This window comes from Ottowia sp. oral taxon 894 (genome assembly GCF_001262075.1).
Lineage (GTDB): Bacteria > Pseudomonadota > Gammaproteobacteria > Burkholderiales > Burkholderiaceae_C > Ottowia > Ottowia massiliensis.
Window position 1 is genome coordinate 1,957,291 of sequence record NZ_CP012073.1, and the last position, 19,172, is coordinate 1,976,462.

Consider the following 19,172-nt stretch of genomic DNA (forward strand, 5'->3'; position numbering starts at 1 on the left):
TGGTTCAAAAATAGAAGCGGCCTGGCGCAAGCGCCGCCTGCGCCCTGCATCAAAGACAATGCGCGCCCCTGGCAATTGCCGCGCCACGCCCTATCTGCCCCAAAAACCCGTTTGCCATCCGTTTGCCATTTGGCCGCGCAGGGCGGACCGGGGAGGACGGCAAGCCGCAGACCGTCCGGGGCCGCGTTTTTCGCGCCCGTGGACCGATTGCAAACAGGCTCTTATGAGGAATGCCATGTCCCGCCCGTCTTTTCCTGATTCCGCTTCCAACCCGTTCAGCCGCTTTCTGACCGCCGTGCTGCGCGCGCTGTTCGTGCTGGGGGCGCTGGCGCTGACCATCTTGCTGCTGCTGGCGGTGGCGGTGGTGGTCATCGTCAGCCTGCTGGCGGCGTGGCTTGCCGGACGGCGCGCTTCGCCCGCCGACTTCTGGCAGCAACGCTGGAGCCGCTGGGGCGGCAGCGCCCGCTGGCCGCGCAGCCGCAGCCAGCCAGCCGCCACGCCCTCCGACGCCGTGCAGGACATTGCCTGGCGTGACGTGCCTGCCAACGCAGGCAAAAGCGAAAACGCGGGCGAGGAGCGCTGACCCGGTCCCGTTTTTCCGCGCCCCGCCACATGCCGCTGGCGGCCTGAAAATGCGGGCGGCATACCTGTTTGCCTATCTGTTTGAAAACCAGGAAAGCAGCATGAAACCGTCTGAGGGCCACATTACCTATATTGAATTTCCTGCGCCCAGCCGCGAAAGCCTGCATGCCGCCAGAGCTTTTTATGGCCAGGCGTTTGGCTGGATGTATCAGCCGTGGGGCGATGACTACATGGACACCGCCGGCAGCGGCATTGGCAGCGGCATGACGTGCGACCACCCGCCTTGCAAGCCGCTGGCCGTGATTTACGCGGCCGATCTGGAAGCGGCCTGCGCCAAAGTCCGCCAGGCGGGCGGCGTCATCACGCAGGAAATATTTGCTTTTCCCGGCGGCAGGCGTTTTCATTTCACCGATCCGGCCGGAAATGAACTGGCGGTGTGGTCAGATAAGTAATTTCAATACGAAGCGCGCGGCGCATTTCTGCCTTGCCCTGGCCCATTCTTCCCCTCGCAAGCGTTTCCTGGCTATCGTGGCTGGGCGGCGTCTGGGCCGCCTACGCGCTGGCGCTGGCCGCGTGGATCGTGCTGCAAAAGCGCCCGCCCGTGGCCACGCTGGCGTGGATTCTGGTGCTCAGCCTCACGCCCGTTGTGGGCCTGGCCGTTTATGCCTACTTTGGCCCGCAGCGCGTGCAGCGCCAGCGGCTCAAGCGCTGGCATTACCGCGCCAGCCTGCTTTCGCAGCACGACTGGCAGGCGCTGCGCGGCCAGCAGGCCGAGCCGCCCGCCTGGGCCTTGCAGCACGCGCGGCTGATCGAGCGCTGCTGCGGCCTGCCCATGTCCGCCTGCCACAGCGCGCGCCTGCTGGGCAGCGGCGGCCAGGCGCTGCAAGCGCTGCTGCAAGCCATTGGGCAAGCGCGCGCGCACATTCATCTGGAGTACTACATCTTCCGGCCCGACGAAACCGGCCAGACCGTGCTGCGCGCCCTGGCGGCCAAGGCGCGCGAAGGCGTGGCCGTGCGCCTGCTGGTCGATGCCATAGGCTCGTTTTCGCTCTACGCCCGCCGCAGCCGCTGCCAGGCGCTGCAAGAGCTGCTGGCCGCAGGCGGCGAGCTGGCGCTGTTTCACCCCGCGCGGCTGGACCGCTTCCGGCCGCTGGTCAATCTGCGCACCCACCGCAAGCTCGTGGTGTGCGACGGGCGCGTGGGCTTCATTGGCGGCGTCAATATCACCGACGAAGAAAACGAAAACGTCTGCGGCGAGCGGGCCTGGCGCGACACGCATTTGGAGCTGCGCGGCGCCGCCGTGCGCTGGCTCCAGTACGTTTTCTTGCAGGACTGGGCCTACGCCAGCGGCAAAACCCCTTCGGCGCATTCCGGCGACACGCTTTTTGGCGCGCCTTCCGGTCTGGCGCGCCTGGCGGCCGATCCGTCCGGCCAGCCTGCGCAGATTCCCGTGCAAGTTCCCGTGCAAGTTCCCGTGCAAATCGTCGCCAGCGGGCCAGACACCGACGGCGAAGCCATCCTGCGCGCGATGGTGGACGCCATTGGCCTGGCGCGCGAACGCATCTGGCTGGCCACGCCCTACTTCGTGCCGACGGAAGAAACCTTGTTCGCGCTCACCAGCGCCGCCCTGCGCGGCGTGCAGGTCAAGCTCATGGTGCCCGCCTGCGGCGACTCGCGGCTCACCAGCGCCGCCGCGCGCTCCTACTTTGACGAATTGCAGCGCGCCGGCGTGCTCATCTTTGAATACACCGCCGCCATGTTCCATGCCAAAACCCTGCTGGTCGATGACCGCTACGGCATGGTAGGCAGCGCCAATTTCGACAACCGCAGCTTCCGCCTCAACTTTGAAGCCGCCGCCGTGGTGCTGGACGAAGCCTTCAACGCCGAGCTGGCCGCCATGTTCACGCGCGATCTCTCGCTCTGCCGGCGCGTGCCCGCCCGCCGCCAGCTCTCTTTCAGCCAGCGCCTGCTGGAAGCCACGGCCCGGCTCTTTTCGCGGGTGCTGTAGGAGCCTGCAAGGCGCAGGCAGGGCGTGGGTGAGAGGCAGCCGGGGAGAAGCGGGTTTAGACAGTCATCTGATTTTGCTCCTTTATATGTAGCATTACGTTTTAGTTCAACTGATGCAAAAGCCATTTTTCGCCTATTTAGATTTGCTCTCTTTTTTAATTTTTCTGGCGGTTTGCGCGAATACGCACTCATGAGTGCAGCAGCCACGCGGCAGGGCAGGCCATAAATTCCCGCGCGGAATGAGAATTCCCGCCTGGAACCGTCTCCTCACATGAGAATTGCTTGCATTTCATTTCACTTGAGGAGACAAATTCACATGAAACAAGCAGCCTTGCTTTCGCGCGCCTTGCGGTTTTCGTCCTTTTCGCTCCTTTCGCCTGTATCTGCGGCGTGTCTGGTTCTGGCGGCGCTGACGGCCTTGCCCGCGCTGGCGCAGCAAAACGAAGCCCAGGCGCGAGAGGCCCGGGCGCGCGGCGCAAAAGGTGATGAAGCCCCCACGCTGCCCGCCGTGACGGTGCAGGCGCGGCAGGTGCGCGAGAAAGTGCAGGAGCTGCCCTTTACGGTGAATGTGCTGGATGAGGCGCAGCTGGAGGAACGCCGCCTGACCAGCCTGGAAGACGTGCTGCGCGGCACGCCGGGCGTGGAAGTCAATTCCTGGGGCGGGGTGGAAAACGCCAACGTGCGCATACGCGGCGTCGGCTCGCTCTACCAGGGCAGCAGCGACGACAACTCGGTCATCGTGAACATGGACGGCGCGCCCGTGAGCGTGGGCAACGTGGGGCCGGGCACGCTGGATGTGGAGCAGGTGGAAGTGCTCAAGGGGCCGCAAGGCACGCTCTTTGGCCGCAACAGCACGGCGGGGGCCATCAACATCCGCACCCGCAAGCCGCAGCTGGGGCGCTGGGAGGGCAGCGCGCGCGGCGAGGCGGGCAGCAGCCGCCAGCATCTGGCCGAAGGCGTGCTGAACGCGCCGCTGGGCCAGCAGGCCGCTGCGCGCCTGGCGCTGCGCCACAGCGGGCAGGATTACTGGTACCGCAACACGCTCACGGGCCGCCCCGTGTCGCGCCCGCGCGATGAGGCGCTGCGCGCCAGCTTGCTGTGGCAGCCGCAGGCGGCCACCGAAGTGCTGCTGCGCGCCTCGCACCACGAATCGGGCCGCTACCAGAACGCGCTGCGCTTGCGCCACGGCACGGGCCGCTACAGCGATCAGGAACTGACCAGCGCCCATCCGCTGGACGGCAACTTCACCCGCACCGGCCTTTACACGCTGCAAGTGCAGCACGACTTTTCCGGCGCGCAGCTGACCTCCGTCACCAGCCACGAGCGCAACAAAGGCTTCAACATCAACATGACCGGGCGGGAAATGATGCGCCTGTACATGGGCGTGGACATGGACATGCCGCAGGTGCTGGGCTACAAGGGCGACTCGTGGAATCAGGACTTGCGTCTGTCATCGCGCCTTGGCAGCCGCGTCTTCTGGGTGGCCGGGGCCAACGCGCTGCGCCGCGACAGCCGCAACCTGGACGGACGCAGCTTCTCGGTGGATGCCGATGCGCTGTATGGCGAAACCACCTGGCCTGTGGGCGCCAGCGGCCTGAGCCTGACGGCGGGCCTGCGCCACACGCGCGAGCGCAAGCATTACCAAAGCACGCAAAGCACCCCGGCGGGCGTGGCCAGCGGCAGCGTGCGCGAGCGCTACACCACGGGCCGCGCGGGGCTGGGCTGGGCGCTATCGCCGCAAACCCGCGTTTACCTCACCTGGGCGCGCGGGCACAAATCGGGCGGCTTTTCAGGCTCCGACTTTTCCGACGGCGCGGGCGACGGCAGCTACTACCGCCCCGGCCGGGTGGACAGCGTGGAAGCGGGCCTCAAACACGAATCCGCCGATGGCCGCCTGCGGCTGGACGCTGCGCTCTTTCACAACCGCATCAAAGACGACCGCATGGCCGCCTTCAACCCCGCCACGCGGCTGACGCGCATGGTCAATGTCGATACCCGCAGCCAAGGCCTGGAAGCGCAGGCCCACTGGCGGCTGGGCGCGGGGCTGACGGCCAGCGGCGGCCTGACCTGGCTGCGCGCGCGCATCGCCAGCGGCGACGTCACCACCCCCATCGGCGTGGTGCGCAATGGTTACCGCTTGCCCGACGTGCCGCGCCTATCGGCCCTGCTGGGTCTGCAATGGCAGCGCCAGCTGACGGCCTTCTGGGGCTTGCGCTCGCCCGCGCTCAACGCACGCCTGACGCTGCGCCACATGGGCCGGCGCGCCGCCAACGTGGAAAACAGCTTTGATCTGGGCAGCTACCGCAAGCTGGACTTGCGCGTGGGCGTGAGCAGCGGCGCCGTCGAGGTTTATCTGTGGGCCGACAACTTGCTGAATGCCCGCTACGACCTCTACGGCTACTACATGGGCGGCGGCCTGCAAGGCGGCATGTCCGCGCGCGGGCGCAGCGCGGGCGTGGGCGCGGTGTATTTCTTTTGAGCGCCTGTTCAAGTCCGCGCACCGGAAACCAGCGCCCAGCGCTTCGCGGCAGACTGGGCCGCTTTCCCTCCGCCTTTGCGCTGCTGCCATGCCCCGTTCCCAACGCCCCTTGCACGAACCCACCCTGCTGGAAAGCCTGGCGCAGCACATGGCGCCGGGTGCGCTGCCAGCCGCCGTGCTGGACCGCCAGGCGCAAAGCCTGCACGTGCAGCACCCCCTGGGCCACAGTGCGCTGCACGCGCAAGCGCTGGCGGGCGGCAGCCTGCTGGCTTGCGGCATGGCTGGCCGCCTGCGCCAGCGCGCCGAGAGGCCCGGCACGCTGGACGACCCCTACGCGCCCTGCCTGGGCCTGACCGTCGCGCTGGCGGGCCGCATCCAGTGGCAAGACGCCCGTGGCCGCTGGCTGGACAGCGGCGCGGCCGGCAGCGTGCTCAGCCAAAGCGGCCCGCTGCAAGGCGGCTCGGCCTTGTCTGCGGGCGGCTTCTCGCACTGCCACGTGGCCGCCTCGCGCGCGCTGCTGGAGCGCTGGCTGGGCGCGCCTGACTTGCAGGGCCTGCACAGCCAGGCCGCCCGCTGGCTGGAGAGCTGCCTGCGCGGCAAGCAGCACACCGGCCAGCTCCAGCGCCACGGCCCGCTGCCGCCCGGCATGGCGCAAACCGCCGCCCGGCTTCAGAGCCTGCTGCTTTCCAGCCACGGCGCGCCCACGTTGGCGCAGGCGCTGCAAATCGAAGGGCTGACCCTGGCCCTCATTGGCCAGTGGCTGGAGCAGCCCGGCACGGATGCTGCCGCAAACCACGGCCCCATCGTGAGTGCGCCTGCTTCATTCAACGCAGCCAGCGCCCGCCGCCACGCCCGCTGGCAGCGCGCCGTGGACGACGCCGTGGACATCCTGCGCGCCGAATACGCCCGCGCCCCTTCCATTGCCGAACTGGCGCGGCGCGTGGGCCTGAACGAGTGCTACCTCAAGCGGCACTTTCGCCAGCGCACCGGCCTGGGCATCGCCGCCTTCGTGCGCCAGCAGCGCATGGCCTGTGCCCTGGCCCTGCTCGAAAGCGGCCCGTGCGCCGTGCAAGACGTGGCCCGCCACGTCGGCTATCAAAGCCTGGGGCACTTCGCCCGCGCCTTCCGCGCCGCGCACGGCTGCCTGCCGTCAGACGTGCGCGCGAACTGAAAATTTCCGGAAAGCCGCCTTGCCTGTCGCTGGCCGCCCGCTGCGGTCGGGGCGCGCGGGCGGATGATGGGTCGGTGAAACCCGCCCAAGGTTTGGCCGCAGGCGCGCAACAGCAGCGCTGGCGCAGGACAAGCAAGGATGAAGCTGCGCTGCTCATGCCGATTCAAGCCAGCTTGCTTTCGCCAGCGCGGCAGCTCCGTTCATCAGAAACAGGAGCATATTAAAGGGGCGAAAAATGGCTTCTGCGCTTTTTCCACTAGGACATCATGCTATAGATACAAGAGCGAAATCAGACCTGATTCCACAGGCGCCTTTGGCAGACGAGTCTGGCCGCTCGGCTGCCCTGAAAAGACCATGCCTGTGCGCAGTCCGCGAACTTTTTCGCCCGCTGGGCGACGAAGCTCCAAAATGTGCCTATAATCCCGATTTTCGCGCGGCTGTAGCTCAGTTGGATAGAGTACTTGGCTACGAACCAAGGGGTCGTGGGTTCGAATCCTGCCAGCCGCGCCACTTCTTCCAAGCCCCGCAAACGCCTTGTTTGCGGGGCTTTTTTCTGTTTGGAGCCTGGTTTTCTTTCATTTCTTCGCAGGCGCTGCAAAAAAGGAGGTTCGCGCATGTTCACCGGCATCATCACGGCCATAGGCCAAATCCAGCAAGCGGATCCGCTGGGGCAGGGCAGCGCCTACGGCGTGCGCCTGTCGCTGCAAACGCCTGCGGGCTACCTGGACGATGTGGCGCTGGGCGACAGCATTGCGCTCAACGGCGCCTGCATGACCGTGACGGCGCTGGATGCGCCAGCGGGCCGCTTCAGCGTGGAGGTGTCAGCGGAATCGCTGGCGCGCACCTGCGGCCTGTCAGCGCCCGGCCCGGTGAACCTGGAAAAAGCCCTGCGCGCCCAGGACCGGCTGGGCGGCCATATCGTCTCCGGCCATGTGGACGGCATCGGACAGGTGCGGCAGCTGGCGCCCGTGGGCGAAAGCTGGCTTTTGCGGGTGCTGGCGCCGCGCGAGCTGGCGAAATTCGTGGCCTACAAAGGCTCCATCGCCATCAACGGCGTGAGCCTGACGATCAATAGCGTGCAAGACACGGCCGAGGGCTGCGAATTCAGCATCAACCTCATCGCCCACACCGTGCAGCACACCACGCTGGGCCGGCTGGCAGCGGGCAGCGCGGTGAATCTCGAAATCGACACCGTGGCGCGTTACGTGGAGCGCATGCTGCCGGACTGGCTGCCGCAAAAGCAATAACCGTCTGCTGCCATTCGACCCGGGTCCGCGCGGACTGACGCGGCAATTGAACCAAGGCCAGCATGGGCATGGGCTGGCGCGGCCCTGCCGTGCGCGAGGATGTGGCTGAATCAGGGCTACGGGCCAGACGCAAAGCGCGCGGGGCCGTGCCCAGGCGCGTGAGCTGCCGCCCGAAGTTTCTCCGCCATTTGTTTTTCCCTTCGCAAAGGAAACCGTCATGAAGCTCTTTACCAGCAACACCTCGCCCTATAGCCGCATCGTCATGCTGGCCGCGCTGGCGCATGGCCTGGACGATTTGCAGCTGGCCTACGCCGATCCGTGGACCACGCCTGCCGAACTCACGGCCATCAATCCCCTGTCGCAGGTGCCGGCCCTGGTGACGGACGAGGGCGTGGTCATCGTCAACAGCCCGCTCATTCTTGACTTCCTGTTCGAGCGGCCTTTTCGCGGCGCGCGGCAGGCAGCGCTGGCCGGTTATGCCTTCGAGCTGCTCGATCAGGTGGTCAAGGCGTATTCGCTGGAGCGTTTCAAGCCCGCCCAGGGCGAGCAGCATCCGCACATCGAGCGCTCGCGGCAGGCCGTGGCCCGGGGCCTGGCGCATGCGCCGCTGCTCGATGCGGCCAGCGATGAAGTGGCCCAGCATGTGCTGGGCATGGCGTTTTCCTACGCCGAGCTGCGCCATCCGGCGCTCTTCAAGCAGTTTCTGAGCGCTGAAAACCAGCGCGCCTTCGCCCGCTACAACGAACGCGCCGACGTGCGCGCCGTGGCCATTGAGCAGCTTGAAAAACACCCGGCCGCGGTGGGCGAGCTGCGCCGCAGCATGCAGCAGGCTTGAGAGCTTGTTCAGAGTCTGGCCGCAAGAGTCAAAAGAGAGGATCGGGATGGCCCGCAAGGCCGCCAAGCGCCCGGGGCGGCGCTTTTCGCTCCTGCGGTCAGACTGTGAACAGGCTTTTAGCGGGCGGGGCCGGTTTCCACGCCCGCGCCGGGTGTGCGGCTCCATTCACTCCAGCTTCCGGCGTAGAGGGCGGGCGGCTCCAGGCCGGCCAGCTCCATTGCGATGATGTTGGGCACGGTGCTGACGCCGCTGCCGCAGTAGCAGACGGCGCTGGCGGCATCGCGCCCGGCCAGCAGGCGGGTGAATTCCTCGCGCAGGGCGGCGGCGGGTTTGAAGCGGCCTTCGGGCGTGAGGTTTTCGCCAAAGGGGCGGTTCAGCGCGCCCGGAATGTGGCCCGCCACAGCTTCCAGCGGCTCGGTTTCGCCCAGATAGCGGGTGGCGGCGCGCGCGTCGATGAGGGTTTGTGCGGGGCTGCCCAGCCGCGCGGCCACTTCGGCTTGCGTGAGCAGGCGGCGCAGCGGCGGCTTCAGCTCAAAACGGGTGGCGGGCTGCGGGCGGGCCGGGCCGCTTTCCAGCGCGCCGCCTGCGGCCTGCCAGGCTTGCAGGCCGCCGTCGAGCACGGCCACGGCGTCGTGCCCGGCCCATTTCAGCATCCACCACAGGCGGCCGCAGAAGTTCATGCCGTTGCGGTCGTAGACGACGGCTTGCATGTCGTTGGCAAAGCCGCAGCGGCCCAGCCAGCTGGCGAAGGCTTCGCGCGTGGGCAGCGGGTGGCGGCCGCCGCTGGCGGCGCTTTGGCCGGGCTGGGCGCTCAAGTTGCGCTCCAGGTGCGCCTGCTGGCTGCCCGCGATGTGGCTTTGGGCGAACAGGCGGTCGGCTTCTTCAGGCTCGAACAGGTTGAAGGAGCAGTCAAACACCATCAGTGGCGCGCCTTCGGCTTGCAGCTGCGCGAGCTGTTCGGCGGTGATGAGGCGGGTGTAGCGGTGCGTCATGGCGGTCTCCTGAAATAGGGCGGTGAAGGAAAGCGCTGATTGTGGGCTGCGGCCATGCGGGGCGGCTGGCTGCAAGCGCGCGGCGCGCGGCGCGCGGCCCGCGTCTCTCAAGGCAGGCTGAAAGCCAGCCAAGCGATACGGCGCAACCCAGGCGGATTCTTGGGGCATGACTTGAAGCCCCGCGCGGCGAAAAGGCGGCTGGCGCGAAGGCGCAGAACCCCGCGAGCCGGATGGGAAGGAAGGGCTGTATTCGCTCCTGTATCCATAGCGTGAGGTCCTAGTGGAATAAGCGCGGGAGCCGATTCAATGCCCCTGGATTTGCTCCTGTTTTCGACAAGCAGGGCTTCTGTGGAGGTGGGAGTGGGAGAGCATGCGGCCAGGTTTGCGCCTTGCAGCTCGTCCCGGTTTGCCTTTCGCTCCTTGCGGCGGGCCTCTGGGTAGGTTTCCGGGGCCAGGCGGCGGGCGGGTTTCTGCCCGCTACTCGATGCGCCCGATGGTCTGGCCCAGGGCCACGGTTTGGCCGGCGGGCACGGCGTGGCGCAGCACGCCGGTTTTGGGGGCGGTGACTTGCATTTCCATCTTCATGGCTTCCATCACGGCGATGAGCTGGCCGGCTTGCACGGCGGCGCCGTCGTCGGCTTTCCAGGCGTGGAGCGTGGCGGCGGCGGGGGCGGGGATGGCGCTTTCGTCTGCCTGCTCGTCGCTTGGCCCGCCAGCCTGCCCGCCCGGTTTGGCGCCCGGCTGCGCGCCGCTGGCGGGCAGGGCGGCCAGCAGGGCGGCGGGCAGGGCCAGGGTGTGGCGGCGGCCGTCGATTTCGATGGGCAGGCGCAGCAAGGCGGCGCTGGCCGGTTCGGGGCGGGCAGCGGGCAGGCTGGCCAGCTCGTCGGCAAAGCCGGTTTCGATCCAGCGGGTGTGCACGGTGAAGTCTTCGGCGTTTTCGGCGCAGAAGGCGGGCGACTGGAGCACGGCGCGGTGAAAGGGCAGCACGCTGGGCACGCCTTCGATGTGGAATTCGGCCAGGGCGCGGCGCGCGCGCGCCAGCGCCTGGGCGCGGGTGGGCGCCCAGATGATGAGCTTGGCCATCATCGAGTCGAACTGCGGGGCGATGAGCGAGCCGCTTTGCACGCCGCTGTCGACGCGCACGCCGGGGCCGCCGGGCGGCGCAAAGGCGGTGATGCGGCCGGGCATGGGCAAAAAGCCGCGCGCCACGTCTTCGGCGTTGATGCGAAATTCAATGGCGTGGCCGCGCGGGGCCGCTTCGTCAGGCACGGACAGGGGCAGGCCGTCGGCGATGCGCAGTTGTTCGATGACGAGGTCGCAGCCGGTGGTTTCTTCGGTGACGGGGTGCTCCACTTGCAGGCGCGTGTTCACTTCCAGAAAGGAGATGGCGCCGCTGCGGCTGACCAGAAATTCCGCCGTGCCCGCGCCCACGTAGCCCGCGCGGGCGCAGATGTCGCGCGCGGCCTGGTGCAGGCGCTGGCGCTGTGCGTCGCTCAGGAAAGGGGCGGGGGCTTCTTCCACGAGCTTTTGGTTGCGCCGCTGCAAGGAGCAGTCGCGCGTGCCGAGGATGGCGATGCGCCCGTGCGCGTCGGCCATGACTTGCACTTCCACATGGCGCGGCTGGTGCAGGTATTGCTCCACGAAGCATTCGCCCCGGCCAAAGGCGGCGGTGGCTTCGCGCACGGCGGAGTGATACAGCTCGGCCACTTCTTCCATGTGCCAGGCCACTTTCAGGCCGCGCCCGCCGCCGCCAAAGGCGGCTTTGATGGCGATGGGCAGGCCGTGTTCGCGGGCAAAGGCCAGCACTTGCTGCGCGTCTTGCACGGGGCCGGGGGTGCCGGCCACCAGCGGCGCGCCCGCTTGCTGCGCGATTTGGCGGGCCGAGACTTTGTCGCCCAGGCGGGCGATGGCTTCGGGCGGCGGGCCAATCCACTTCAGCCCCGCGTCGATGACGGCTTGCGCAAAGCGGGCGTTTTCGGAGAGAAAGCCGTAGCCGGGGTGCACGGCGTCGGCGCCGCTTTGGCGGGCGATGCCGATCAGCTTGTCGATGTTCAGATAGGTGTCGGCGGGGCGCTCGCCGTGCAGCGCCCAGGCTTCAGTGGCCAGGCGCGCGTGCGGCGCGTCGATGTCGGCGTCGGCATAGACGGCCACGGATGCCACGCCGTAGTCGGCGCAGGCGCGGATGATGCGGACGGCGATTTCGCCCCGGTTGGCGATGAGGACTTTTTTCATGAGAGGCAGATTTCCTGAAAAGGACTTTGTGCGCGAAAGCGGATGAGCGTGCCCGCAGGCAGTTGCGCGGCCAGATCGAGATGGTGCGCGGCCACGCAGCCCACGACGGGGTAACCGCCCGTGAGCGGGTGATCGGCCAGAAACAGCACGGGCTGCCCGTTGGCGGGCACTTGCAGCGCGCCCAGCGCCGTGCCTTCAGAGGGCAGCTCCGCGCCTTCAAAAGCGGCGGCGCGCTGCAAGGGCTGGCTGCCAGCCAGGCGCAGCCCCACGCGGTTGGACTGGGGCGTGACTTGCCAGGGCTGCTCCAGCAGCAGCGCCAGCGCTTGCGGGCTGAACCAGTCGGCGCGCGGGCCGAAGGTGATGTCCAGCCACACGGCGGCCGCATCACCCGGGCGGGGCAGGTGCGGCGAAGCGGCTTCGGGGTGCGCGGCCACGCTGGCCAGCGGGCCGTGGCGGCTTTCGCGGCGGCCCAGGCCAAGGCGCTGCCCGGCGGCCAGCGGCGCGGGGCCAATGCCCGCCAGCGTGTCGCTCGCGCAGCTGCCCAGCACGGGCTGCGCGGCAAAGCCGCCGCGCGCGGCCAGGTAGCTGCGCAGCCCCGCTTCAGGCGCGCCCAGCGCAAGGGTGTCGCCCGCTTGCAGCGCCAGCGGCGCGTGGCGCGCAGCGGGCAGGGCCGCGCCGTCTTGCCGCCGCAAGGTGAGCGGGCCTTCGGCGCCCGTGACGGCCACCACGGCAGGCCCCAGCGCGCGCACGGTGAAGCCGCCGTGCAGCAGCTCCAGCGCGGGCGCGTTGAAATGGTTGCCCACCAGCCGGTTGGCAGCCAGAAAAGCGCCCCGGTCCAGCGCGCCGGAGGCCGAAACGCCTTGCCCCGCCTGGCCGGGGCGGCCCAAGTCCTGCACCAGCGCCTGCAAGCCGGGGGCCAGCACTTCCAGCACGGGCGCTTCGCCATCGCCGCCCCCGTCTGGCGCGCAAGAGTCTGGCGCAGAAGAAGAAGCGGCCACGGCGCAGCGCGATGGCGTCCGCCAGCGCTCCAGCAGCTCGCGGCCCGCTTCGGTGGCTGCATCCACAAACTGCACGCGCTGGCCCGGTTGCAGCAGCGCAGGCGGCGTGCGGGCCAGGTCCCACATGGGCACTTCGGTTTGCCCGATCAGCTGCCAGCCGCCGGGGCTGGCGCGCGGGTACACGCCCGAAAAGCGCCCCGCCAGCGCCACGGCCCCCGGCGGAATGCGCGTGCGCGGGCTGGCGCGGCGCGGCACGTCAAACACCGCATCGCCCCCGCTCAAATAGGCAAAGCCCGGCGCAAAGCCCGCAAAGGCCACCTGCCAGGGCTGCGCCGTGTGGCGGGCGATGACTTGCGCTGCGCTCAAGCCCAGATGCGCGGCCACTTCGGCCAGGTCTTCGCCGTCGTAGCGCACGGGAATGTGCACCAGCGCCCCGGCCGCTTCTTCAGGCGGCGCGCCGCTTTCTGCTGCACTTTGTGCGGCACTTTCTGCCTTTTGCGCAATGGCGGCCACGGCGGCGGCCAGTTGCGCATCGTCCAGGCGCCACGGCTCGTAATGAACCAGCAGCGTGCGCGCGGCCGGAATGACTTCGGTCACGCCCTCGGGCGGGCCAGCTTGCAGCGCGCGCAGCAGCGCCAGCGTGCGGGGCAGATCGGGCAGCTCGACAAGCAAAGCGCCTGCGGTGACGGGGAGAAATCTCATGCTGGAAAGAAAGAAGATGAAATCGGGATAGAGCTGTTTCGCTCTTGTTTTGATAGCTGCCCGCGCTTGTTCCATGCGGACTTGCGGGCGATTTGATGCCTGAAACAGGGGGCTGAAACGGGCTACGCGTGATACGCCTCATCCGCCACGTCGGTTATGAACATGTGCCCCGGCGCGTGCGTGATGGCGAAGGGCACGCCCGAAGCCATCACCGCCGCCTGGGGCGTGACGCCGCAGGCCCAGAACACGGGCACTTCGCCCGCGCGGATGGGCACGGCATCGCCAAAGTCGGGCCGCTGCACATCGGCAATGCCAATGGCCGCCGGATCGCCCACGTGCACCGGCGCGCCGTGCACGCCGGGGTAGCGGCCCGAAATGCGGCAGGCATCGGCCACGCGGCTGGCCGCGATGGGGCGCATGGAAACCACCATCGGCCCATGCAGGCGGCCCGCCGGGCGGCAGGCGATGTTTGTCTTGAACATGGGCACGTTGCAGCCCAGCGCGATGTGGCGCACCTCAATGCCCGCCTGCGCCAGCGGCGTCTCGAACGTGAAGCTGCACCCGATCAGGAACGTGACCAGATCGGGCTGCTCGTTCCAGAACGCGCGCGCATCCGGCGTTTCTTCCGCCAGCCGGCCATCGCGCCACACGCGGTACAGGGGCAGATCGGTGCGCAAGTCGGCCCCTTGCGCCAGCACGGTTGTGAAGCTGCCCGGCTCAGTCACGTCCAGCACGGGACAGGGCTTGGGGTTGCGCTGGGCGAAAAGCAGAAAGTCCCATGCCCAGTCGCGGGGCAGGGCGATCAGGTTGGCCTGCGTCAGGCCGGGCGCCACGCCCGCCGTGGGCGCAACGAGGCCCTGGCGATAGGCAAGACGCGCGGATTGGGCTGGAGTCATGAAAAAAGCCTGAAAAAAAGATGGACGAATGAAAAGACGGAAAACAGACGCGCCGCTTGAACGCTTTAAAAAGGATAGCTGCCTGCGCCCATTCCACGGGGATTCCACGGGGATTCCACGGGGATTTCACGGGGGATCATGCGGCCTTGCGGGCGGACTACACCCTGGGGCCGGTGGGCGCGGACGAGGGCGGAGAACGCATTGGCCGTGTTTCAGGCATGGTTTTCGTGCCTGGCGCGGATGGCGCCCTGTCCCTGGCCAGCGAATGGGTTGCTCTTGCCAAAATGGGCAAGCCGTTCCATTTTGAAAGCAGGAATGAGCGTTTCAATACCGTTATCGACATGGTGATTTCGCCCATGACGAAGGAGCAGGTGGAAGAAAAAATCGGCGGCAAGATTCCGGAATCATCGTCTTGCGATACGGCGTCAGATTTGACGGCGCATGATCTTCTCAAAAGCAATGAAGACAATTGCTGCGAGAAACAATGCGGTTCCGGCACGAAGGGAATACGGTGCTGTGGCGGTATCGGATGCTGCAATTTCCGGCAGGAAGAAAATTGCTGATGCCTGCGCAGATAATCAGAAAACCGTTTTTCCAAAAAAGGCCCCGTTTTTATTTGACGGGGCATTTTTATTGATGCGTTTCAAGTGGCGTTTCTCACGCGAACGCCTTCAATTCAACCCCCGCTTCCAGTAGCGTTTGGCGCACCTGGCGGGCCATGTCCACGGCGCCGGGGCTGTCGCCGTGCACGCAAATGGAATCGGCCTGTATGGGGGTGAGCGTGCCGTCGATGGCTTCCACCACGCCGTGCTGCACCAGGCGCAGCATGCGCGCGGCCACCTGGGGCGCGTCGTGCAGCACCGCGCCGCTTTGGCGGCGGTTGACCAGCGTGCCTTGCGGGGTGTAGGCGCGGTCGGCAAAGGCTTCGGCCACCACGCGCAAGCCCGCCGCTTGCGCCCAGCCCACCAGGGGCGAGCCAGCCAGCGCCACCAGCGCCAGGCCGGGATCAATGGCGCGGATGGCTTCGATCACGTCCGCCGCCTGGCGCTCGTCGTGCGCGATGGTGTTGTAGAGCGCGCCGTGCGGCTTGACGTAGCGCACCTGCGTGCCGGCCACGCGCGCCAGCCCTTGCAGTGCGCCAATCTGGTAGATGACATCGGCGCGCAAATCGGCGCTGGCCACGTCCATGTTGCGGCGGCCAAAGCCGGCCAGATCGGGGTAGGCCACGTGCGCGCCCACGCTCACGCCGCGCTCGGCGGCGGCGCGCAGCGTGCGCAGGATGCCCGCCGCGTCGCCCGCGTGAAAGCCGCAGGCCACGTTGGCGCTGGTGACGATGCCGAGCATGGCCTCGTCATCGCCCATGCGCCACGCGCCCAGGCTTTCACCCAGGTCGCTGTTCAGATCGATGTGCGCCATGCCTTATCCCATGATGAATTTGAAAACGCCGCCAAACGATTTGTAGCCCATGTACCAGGTCAGCAGGCACACGGCCGAGCCCAGCGCCAGCAGCGGGCGTGAATAGGTTTTGCCGCCCAGCAAATCAGGGCGCGCCCAGCCGACGTACATGAAGAGCGTCATGCCCAGCGGCAGGATGAGGCCGTTGAAGCCGCCCGCAAACACCAGCAGCGCCGAAGGCGCTTTGCCCAGGCCCAGAAACACGGCCAGCGACACCAGGATGAACACCACCGTGGCCTTGTTGCGCGCACTTTCCGAAATGCCGGGCCTGAAGGCCGTGAGGAAAGACATGGAGGTGTAGGCCGCCCCGATCACGCTGGTGATGGCCGCCGCCCACAGCACCAGGCCGAAAAAGCGCAGGCCCAAATTGCCCGCAGCGGCCTGAAAGGCTTGCGCCGCCGGGTTCGCGCCCTTGCCGGAGATGTCGATGACCACGCCGCCGCTGACCACGCCCAGAATGGCCAGAAAGAGCACGTAGCGCATCACGCCCGTGACGGCAATGCCGTTGAGCGCGCCGCTGGTGACGGCCTTGAGGTTTTCCTCGCCCGTCATGCCCCGGTCCAGCAGGCGGTGCGCGCCCGCGTAGGTGATGTAGCCGCCCACCGTGCCGCCCACGATGGTGGTGATCATCACCCAGTCCACCACTTCAGGCATCACGGTCTGGCGCAGCGCCTCGCCCACGGGCGGGCCGGAGACGATGGCCACATACACCGTCAGCGCAATCATCAGAATGCCCAGGAAGATGATGAGCTTGTCCACAGCCATGCCCGCGCGCCTGGAGGCGAAGATGCCCAGCGCGATGGCCGCGCTCAGCGCCCCGCCCCAGGCTGGCGGCAGGCCCATCAGCGCGTCCAGCCCCAGGCCCGCGCCCGCGATGTTGCCCACGTTGAAGACCAGCCCGCCAAACATCACCAGCAGCGCCAGCACGTGCCCGCTGCCCGGCAGCGCCGCGTTGGCCAGCGAGGAGGCATCGCGCCGCGCCAGCGCCACCATGCGCCAGATGTTGATTTGCACCACGAAGTCAATCAGCACCGAAGCCAGAATGCCGAAGGCGAACGCCGCCCCCAGCTTGGTGGTGAATGTGGCTGTTTGCGTGATGAAGCCGGGGCCGATGGCCGAAGTGGCCATCAGAAAAATGGCGGCGATGATGGACGAGCGCCGCGAGCGAATGAACTCGGTCGGCTCGCTGGACGCAGACGCCGACGGTTGGACGGACGCTGCGCACGCGTTGGAATCTGCGGAAGGCAGGCTCATGGCGGATTGCTCCTGTTGCTGGGGCCAAAAAGCGCACGGCAGCGCCAGCTGCGGCAGCAAGGCCCCGCGAGCTGGCTCCCCGCGCAAAAACAGGCGCGGATTGTTGGGGCGCAGCGCCGCCGTGGCGCATGGGGATTTCCCTCTCGGGAATTACCCTGCCAAGGGATTTCCGCCGCCCGGCGGCAAAAGCGTGCGGACGGAACCTGGCAGGCAGGCGTTGCAGACGAGGCATTGCAAGCCAAATCGCCCGCAAGTCCTGGTGGAATGGGCGCGGGCAGCTATGGTTTTTGCAGCAAGCGGGCAGCCGCCTAGAATCCGCCGCGCCCATGCCTTCCCATGCTTCTTCTTCTGCTGGCGCTGCTGGCCACGCCCAGGGCAGCGAGCGCGTCATCAAGAAATATCCCAACCGCAGGCTGTATGACACGCAGGCGTCTGCCTACGTGACGCTGGCGGACGTGCGGGCGCTGGTGATGCAGCGCGCGCCGTTCGTGGTGCGTGACGCGCGCACGGGCGAAGACCTCACGCGCAGCATCCTGCTTCAGATCATGCTGGAGGAGGAAGCGGGCGGCGCGCCCATGTTCAGCGAGCAGCTGCTGGCCAATCTGATCCGCTTTTACGGCCACGCCATGCAGGGGCTGATGGGCGCGTATCTGGAGCGCAGCATTGACGCCATGATGGATGTGCAGGCGCGGCTGGCCGAGCAGGCGCAGTCGCTCTCGCCCGAGAACTGGCGTGCGTTCATGCAGCCGGGCGTGATGGGCGGCTATTTCGGGCAGTCGCAGGCGCTGCTGGCGCACATGCAGCAGCAGATGCACGCGCAGGCCGGGCAGGTGCTGGGCGCTTTCGGCCTGCGGCCCGCTTCTTCCACGATGACACCCGACAAGAATGACCACGACGACCTCCCCGACTGAATCCGCTCCAGGCCCCGCCCCGCGCGTGGGCTTTGTCTCCCTGGGCTGCCCGAAGAACCTGACGGACTCGGAACTCATCATCACCCAGCTCTCCGCCGAAGGCTACGTGACGGGCAAGTCGTTCGAGGGGGCTGACCTGGTCATCGTCAATACCTGCGGCTTCATCGACGAAGCGGTGAAGGAAAGCCTGGACACGATTGGCGAGGCGCTGAACGTCAATGGCAAGGTCATCGTCACCGGCTGCCTGGGCGCGCGCAAAACGGTCAATGCCCGGCCGGGCGAGGAAGACAACCTGGTCAAGAGCCTGCACCCCAGCGTGCTGGCCGTGACCGGCCCGCAGGCCACGCAGGAAGTGATGGACGCCGTGCACCAGCACTGCCCCAAGCCGCACGATCCGTTCACCGACCTGGTGCCGGGCACGCCGGGCGTGGTGGGCGAGGCGGGCGTGAAGCTCACTCCGCGCCACTACGCCTACATCAAGATCAGCGAGGGCTGCAACCACCGCTGCACGTTCTGCATCATCCCTTCCATGCGGGGCGACCTGGTCAGCCGCCCGATTGGCAACGTGCTCAAGGAAGCCAAGGCGCTGTTTGAAGGCGGCGTGAAAGAGCTGCTGGTGGTCAGCCAGGACACCTCCGCCTACGGGCTGGACGTGAAGTACCGCACGGGCTTCTGGGAGGGCCGCCCCATCAAGACCCGCCTGCTGGAGCTGGTGCAGGCGCTGGCCGCGCTGGCCGAGCCGCACGGCGCCTGGGTGCGGCTGCATTACGTCTACCCCTACCCGCACGTGGACGACGTGCTGCCGCTGATGGCACAGGGCCGCGTGCTGCCGTATCTGGACGTGCCTTTCCAGCACAGCCACCCCGACGTGCTGCGCCGCATGAAGCGCCCGGCCAGCGGCGAAAAAAACCTCGAGCGCATCGCCCGCTGGCGCGAGCAATGCCCGGAGCTGGTCATCCGCTCCACCTTCATCGCCGGTTTCCCGGGCGAGACGGAGGCCGAATTCCGGCATTTGCTCGACTTTGTGCGCGAGGCGCAGATTGACCGCGCCGGCTGCTTCGCCTACAGCCCCGTGCAGGGCGCGGCGGCCAATGAACTGCCGGGCCAGCTGGCCGCCGAAGAGCGCGAGGAGCGCCGCGCCCGCTTCATGGCCGTGGCCGAAGAAGTCTCCTCTGCCCGCCTGCGCCGCCGCGTGGGCAGCGTCATGCAGGTGCTGGTGGACTCGGCTCCCGCGCAGGGCCGGCGCGGCGGCGTGGGCCGCAGCTACGCCGACGCGCCCGAAATCGACGGCGTGGTGCGCCTGCTGCCGCCCGAAAAAATCAGCAAGACGCTCAAGGCGGGCGCGTTCACCAAGGCGCGCATCGTCGCCGCCGAAGGGCATGACCTGGTGGGCGTGCCGATCTGAACCGCA

General features: G+C 67.7%; 16 protein-coding genes and 1 tRNA gene. 11 read left to right on the forward strand and 6 right to left on the reverse strand.

Annotated elements, in window-relative coordinates:
* The first annotated feature begins 235 nt into the window (after positions 1-235).
* The 8 genes from ADJ79_RS08510 (at position 236) to ADJ79_RS08545 (ending at position 8,321) form a co-directional block, all read left to right on the forward strand.
* Positions 236-583, forward strand: a complete 348-nt coding sequence (locus ADJ79_RS08510) for a hypothetical protein (protein ID WP_156304101.1) — start codon at positions 236-238, stop codon at positions 581-583.
* Positions 584-683: 100 nt separating this feature from the next.
* The gene (locus ADJ79_RS08515) at positions 684-1,034 is read left to right on the forward strand and encodes a VOC family protein (protein ID WP_050716522.1); all 351 of its coding nucleotides are present in this window, start codon (positions 684-686) and stop codon (positions 1,032-1,034) included.
* A 32-nt stretch (positions 1,035-1,066) separates the two neighbouring features.
* Positions 1,067-2,590, forward strand: a complete 1,524-nt coding sequence (gene cls, locus ADJ79_RS08520; protein WP_050715596.1) for a cardiolipin synthase — start codon at positions 1,067-1,069, stop codon at positions 2,588-2,590.
* A 315-nt stretch (positions 2,591-2,905) separates the two neighbouring features.
* Positions 2,906-5,068 carry a TonB-dependent receptor gene (locus ADJ79_RS08525; RefSeq protein WP_050715597.1) on the forward strand — a complete coding sequence of 721 codons (2,163 nt, stop codon included), beginning with the start codon at positions 2,906-2,908 and terminating at the stop codon, positions 5,066-5,068.
* A gap of 88 nt (positions 5,069-5,156) precedes the next feature.
* A complete protein-coding gene (locus tag ADJ79_RS08530; protein WP_156304102.1) occupies positions 5,157-6,239 on the forward strand; it encodes an AraC family transcriptional regulator in 1,083 nt (360 codons plus the stop codon).
* A 433-nt stretch (positions 6,240-6,672) separates the two neighbouring features.
* Positions 6,673-6,749, forward strand: a tRNA-Arg gene (locus ADJ79_RS08535).
* Positions 6,750-6,853: 104 nt separating this feature from the next.
* Positions 6,854-7,486, forward strand: a complete 633-nt coding sequence (locus ADJ79_RS08540; RefSeq protein WP_050715599.1) for a riboflavin synthase — start codon at positions 6,854-6,856, stop codon at positions 7,484-7,486.
* Positions 7,487-7,703: 217 nt separating this feature from the next.
* On the forward strand, positions 7,704-8,321 hold the full coding sequence (locus tag ADJ79_RS08545) for a glutathione S-transferase N-terminal domain-containing protein (protein WP_050715600.1): 618 nt from the start codon (positions 7,704-7,706) through the stop codon (positions 8,319-8,321).
* 116 nt (positions 8,322-8,437) lie between these two features.
* Here ADJ79_RS08545 and ADJ79_RS08550 read toward each other — a convergent pair whose 3' ends face one another.
* The 4 genes from ADJ79_RS08550 to ADJ79_RS08565 all read right to left on the reverse strand — a co-directional run bounded on the left by ADJ79_RS08550 (position 8,438) and on the right by ADJ79_RS08565 (position 14,141).
* Entirely contained in the window at positions 8,438-9,313 is an 876-nt protein-coding gene (locus ADJ79_RS08550; RefSeq protein WP_050716523.1) for a sulfurtransferase, read from the reverse strand.
* A gap of 477 nt (positions 9,314-9,790) precedes the next feature.
* Positions 9,791-11,545: a biotin carboxylase N-terminal domain-containing protein gene (locus ADJ79_RS08555; RefSeq protein ID WP_050715601.1), complete on the reverse strand. Its 1,755-nt coding sequence runs from the start codon at positions 11,543-11,545 to the stop codon at positions 9,791-9,793.
* A complete protein-coding gene (locus tag ADJ79_RS08560) occupies positions 11,542-13,245 on the reverse strand; it encodes a carboxyltransferase domain-containing protein (protein ID WP_050715602.1) in 1,704 nt (567 codons plus the stop codon). The genes ADJ79_RS08555 and ADJ79_RS08560 overlap by 4 nt, the downstream gene beginning before the upstream one ends.
* A 122-nt stretch (positions 13,246-13,367) precedes the next feature.
* Positions 13,368-14,141: a putative hydro-lyase gene (locus tag ADJ79_RS08565; protein ID WP_050715603.1), complete on the reverse strand. Its 774-nt coding sequence runs from the start codon at positions 14,139-14,141 to the stop codon at positions 13,368-13,370.
* A 56-nt stretch (positions 14,142-14,197) separates the two neighbouring features.
* Here ADJ79_RS08565 and ADJ79_RS08570 point away from each other — a divergent pair, with 56 nt between their 5' ends.
* Positions 14,198-14,704, forward strand: coding sequence for a hypothetical protein (locus ADJ79_RS08570; protein ID WP_156304103.1), 507 nt, complete (start codon positions 14,198-14,200; stop codon positions 14,702-14,704).
* A 94-nt stretch (positions 14,705-14,798) separates the two neighbouring features.
* Here the strand turns inward: ADJ79_RS08570 and ADJ79_RS08575 are convergent, their stop codons facing one another.
* Together ADJ79_RS08575 and ADJ79_RS08580 are read right to left on the reverse strand one after the other, a co-directional pair.
* Positions 14,799-15,557 carry a LamB/YcsF family protein gene (locus tag ADJ79_RS08575; RefSeq protein WP_050715605.1) on the reverse strand — a complete coding sequence of 253 codons (759 nt, stop codon included), beginning with the start codon at positions 15,555-15,557 and terminating at the stop codon, positions 14,799-14,801.
* A gap of 3 nt (positions 15,558-15,560) precedes the next feature.
* A complete protein-coding gene (locus tag ADJ79_RS08580; protein WP_050716524.1) occupies positions 15,561-16,850 on the reverse strand; it encodes an NRAMP family divalent metal transporter in 1,290 nt (429 codons plus the stop codon).
* A 326-nt stretch (positions 16,851-17,176) separates the two neighbouring features.
* Between ADJ79_RS08580 and phaR the strand changes: the two genes are divergently transcribed.
* Both phaR and rimO read left to right on the forward strand, forming a co-directional pair.
* Complete coding sequence (phaR, locus tag ADJ79_RS08585) at positions 17,177-17,761, forward strand: polyhydroxyalkanoate synthesis repressor PhaR (protein WP_050716525.1); 585 nt, start codon at positions 17,177-17,179, stop codon at positions 17,759-17,761.
* Positions 17,736-19,166: a 30S ribosomal protein S12 methylthiotransferase RimO gene (gene rimO, locus ADJ79_RS08590; RefSeq protein ID WP_050715606.1), complete on the forward strand. Its 1,431-nt coding sequence runs from the start codon at positions 17,736-17,738 to the stop codon at positions 19,164-19,166. Before phaR ends, rimO begins: the two co-directional genes overlap by 26 nt.
* The last annotated feature ends 6 nt before the right edge of the window (positions 19,167-19,172 follow it).

Bases quoted from the DNA above. Each gene is read 5' to 3' on its own strand.
- ADJ79_RS08510 (WP_156304101.1), top strand. From the start codon at position 236: ATGTCCCGCCCGTCTTTTCCTGATTCCGCTTCCAACCCGTTCAGCCGC.
- ADJ79_RS08515 (WP_050716522.1), top strand. From the start codon at position 684: ATGAAACCGTCTGAGGGCCACATTACCTATATTGAATTTCCTGCGCCC.
- ADJ79_RS08525 (WP_050715597.1), top strand. From the start codon at position 2,906: ATGAAACAAGCAGCCTTGCTTTCGCGCGCCTTGCGGTTTTCGTCCTTT.
- ADJ79_RS08530 (WP_156304102.1), top strand. From the start codon at position 5,157: ATGCCCCGTTCCCAACGCCCCTTGCACGAACCCACCCTGCTGGAAAGC.
- ADJ79_RS08540 (WP_050715599.1), top strand. From the start codon at position 6,854: ATGTTCACCGGCATCATCACGGCCATAGGCCAAATCCAGCAAGCGGAT.
- ADJ79_RS08545 (WP_050715600.1), top strand. From the start codon at position 7,704: ATGAAGCTCTTTACCAGCAACACCTCGCCCTATAGCCGCATCGTCATG.
- ADJ79_RS08550 (WP_050716523.1), bottom strand. From the start codon at position 9,313: ATGACGCACCGCTACACCCGCCTCATCACCGCCGAACAGCTCGCGCAG.
- ADJ79_RS08555 (WP_050715601.1), bottom strand. From the start codon at position 11,545: ATGAAAAAAGTCCTCATCGCCAACCGGGGCGAAATCGCCGTCCGCATC.
- ADJ79_RS08560 (WP_050715602.1), bottom strand. From the start codon at position 13,245: ATGAGATTTCTCCCCGTCACCGCAGGCGCTTTGCTTGTCGAGCTGCCC.
- ADJ79_RS08565 (WP_050715603.1), bottom strand. From the start codon at position 14,141: ATGACTCCAGCCCAATCCGCGCGTCTTGCCTATCGCCAGGGCCTCGTT.
- ADJ79_RS08575 (WP_050715605.1), bottom strand. From the start codon at position 15,557: ATGGCGCACATCGATCTGAACAGCGACCTGGGTGAAAGCCTGGGCGCG.
- ADJ79_RS08580 (WP_050716524.1), bottom strand. From the start codon at position 16,850: ATGAGCCTGCCTTCCGCAGATTCCAACGCGTGCGCAGCGTCCGTCCAA.
- phaR (WP_050716525.1), top strand. From the start codon at position 17,177: ATGCCTTCCCATGCTTCTTCTTCTGCTGGCGCTGCTGGCCACGCCCAG.
- rimO (WP_050715606.1), top strand. From the start codon at position 17,736: ATGACCACGACGACCTCCCCGACTGAATCCGCTCCAGGCCCCGCCCCG.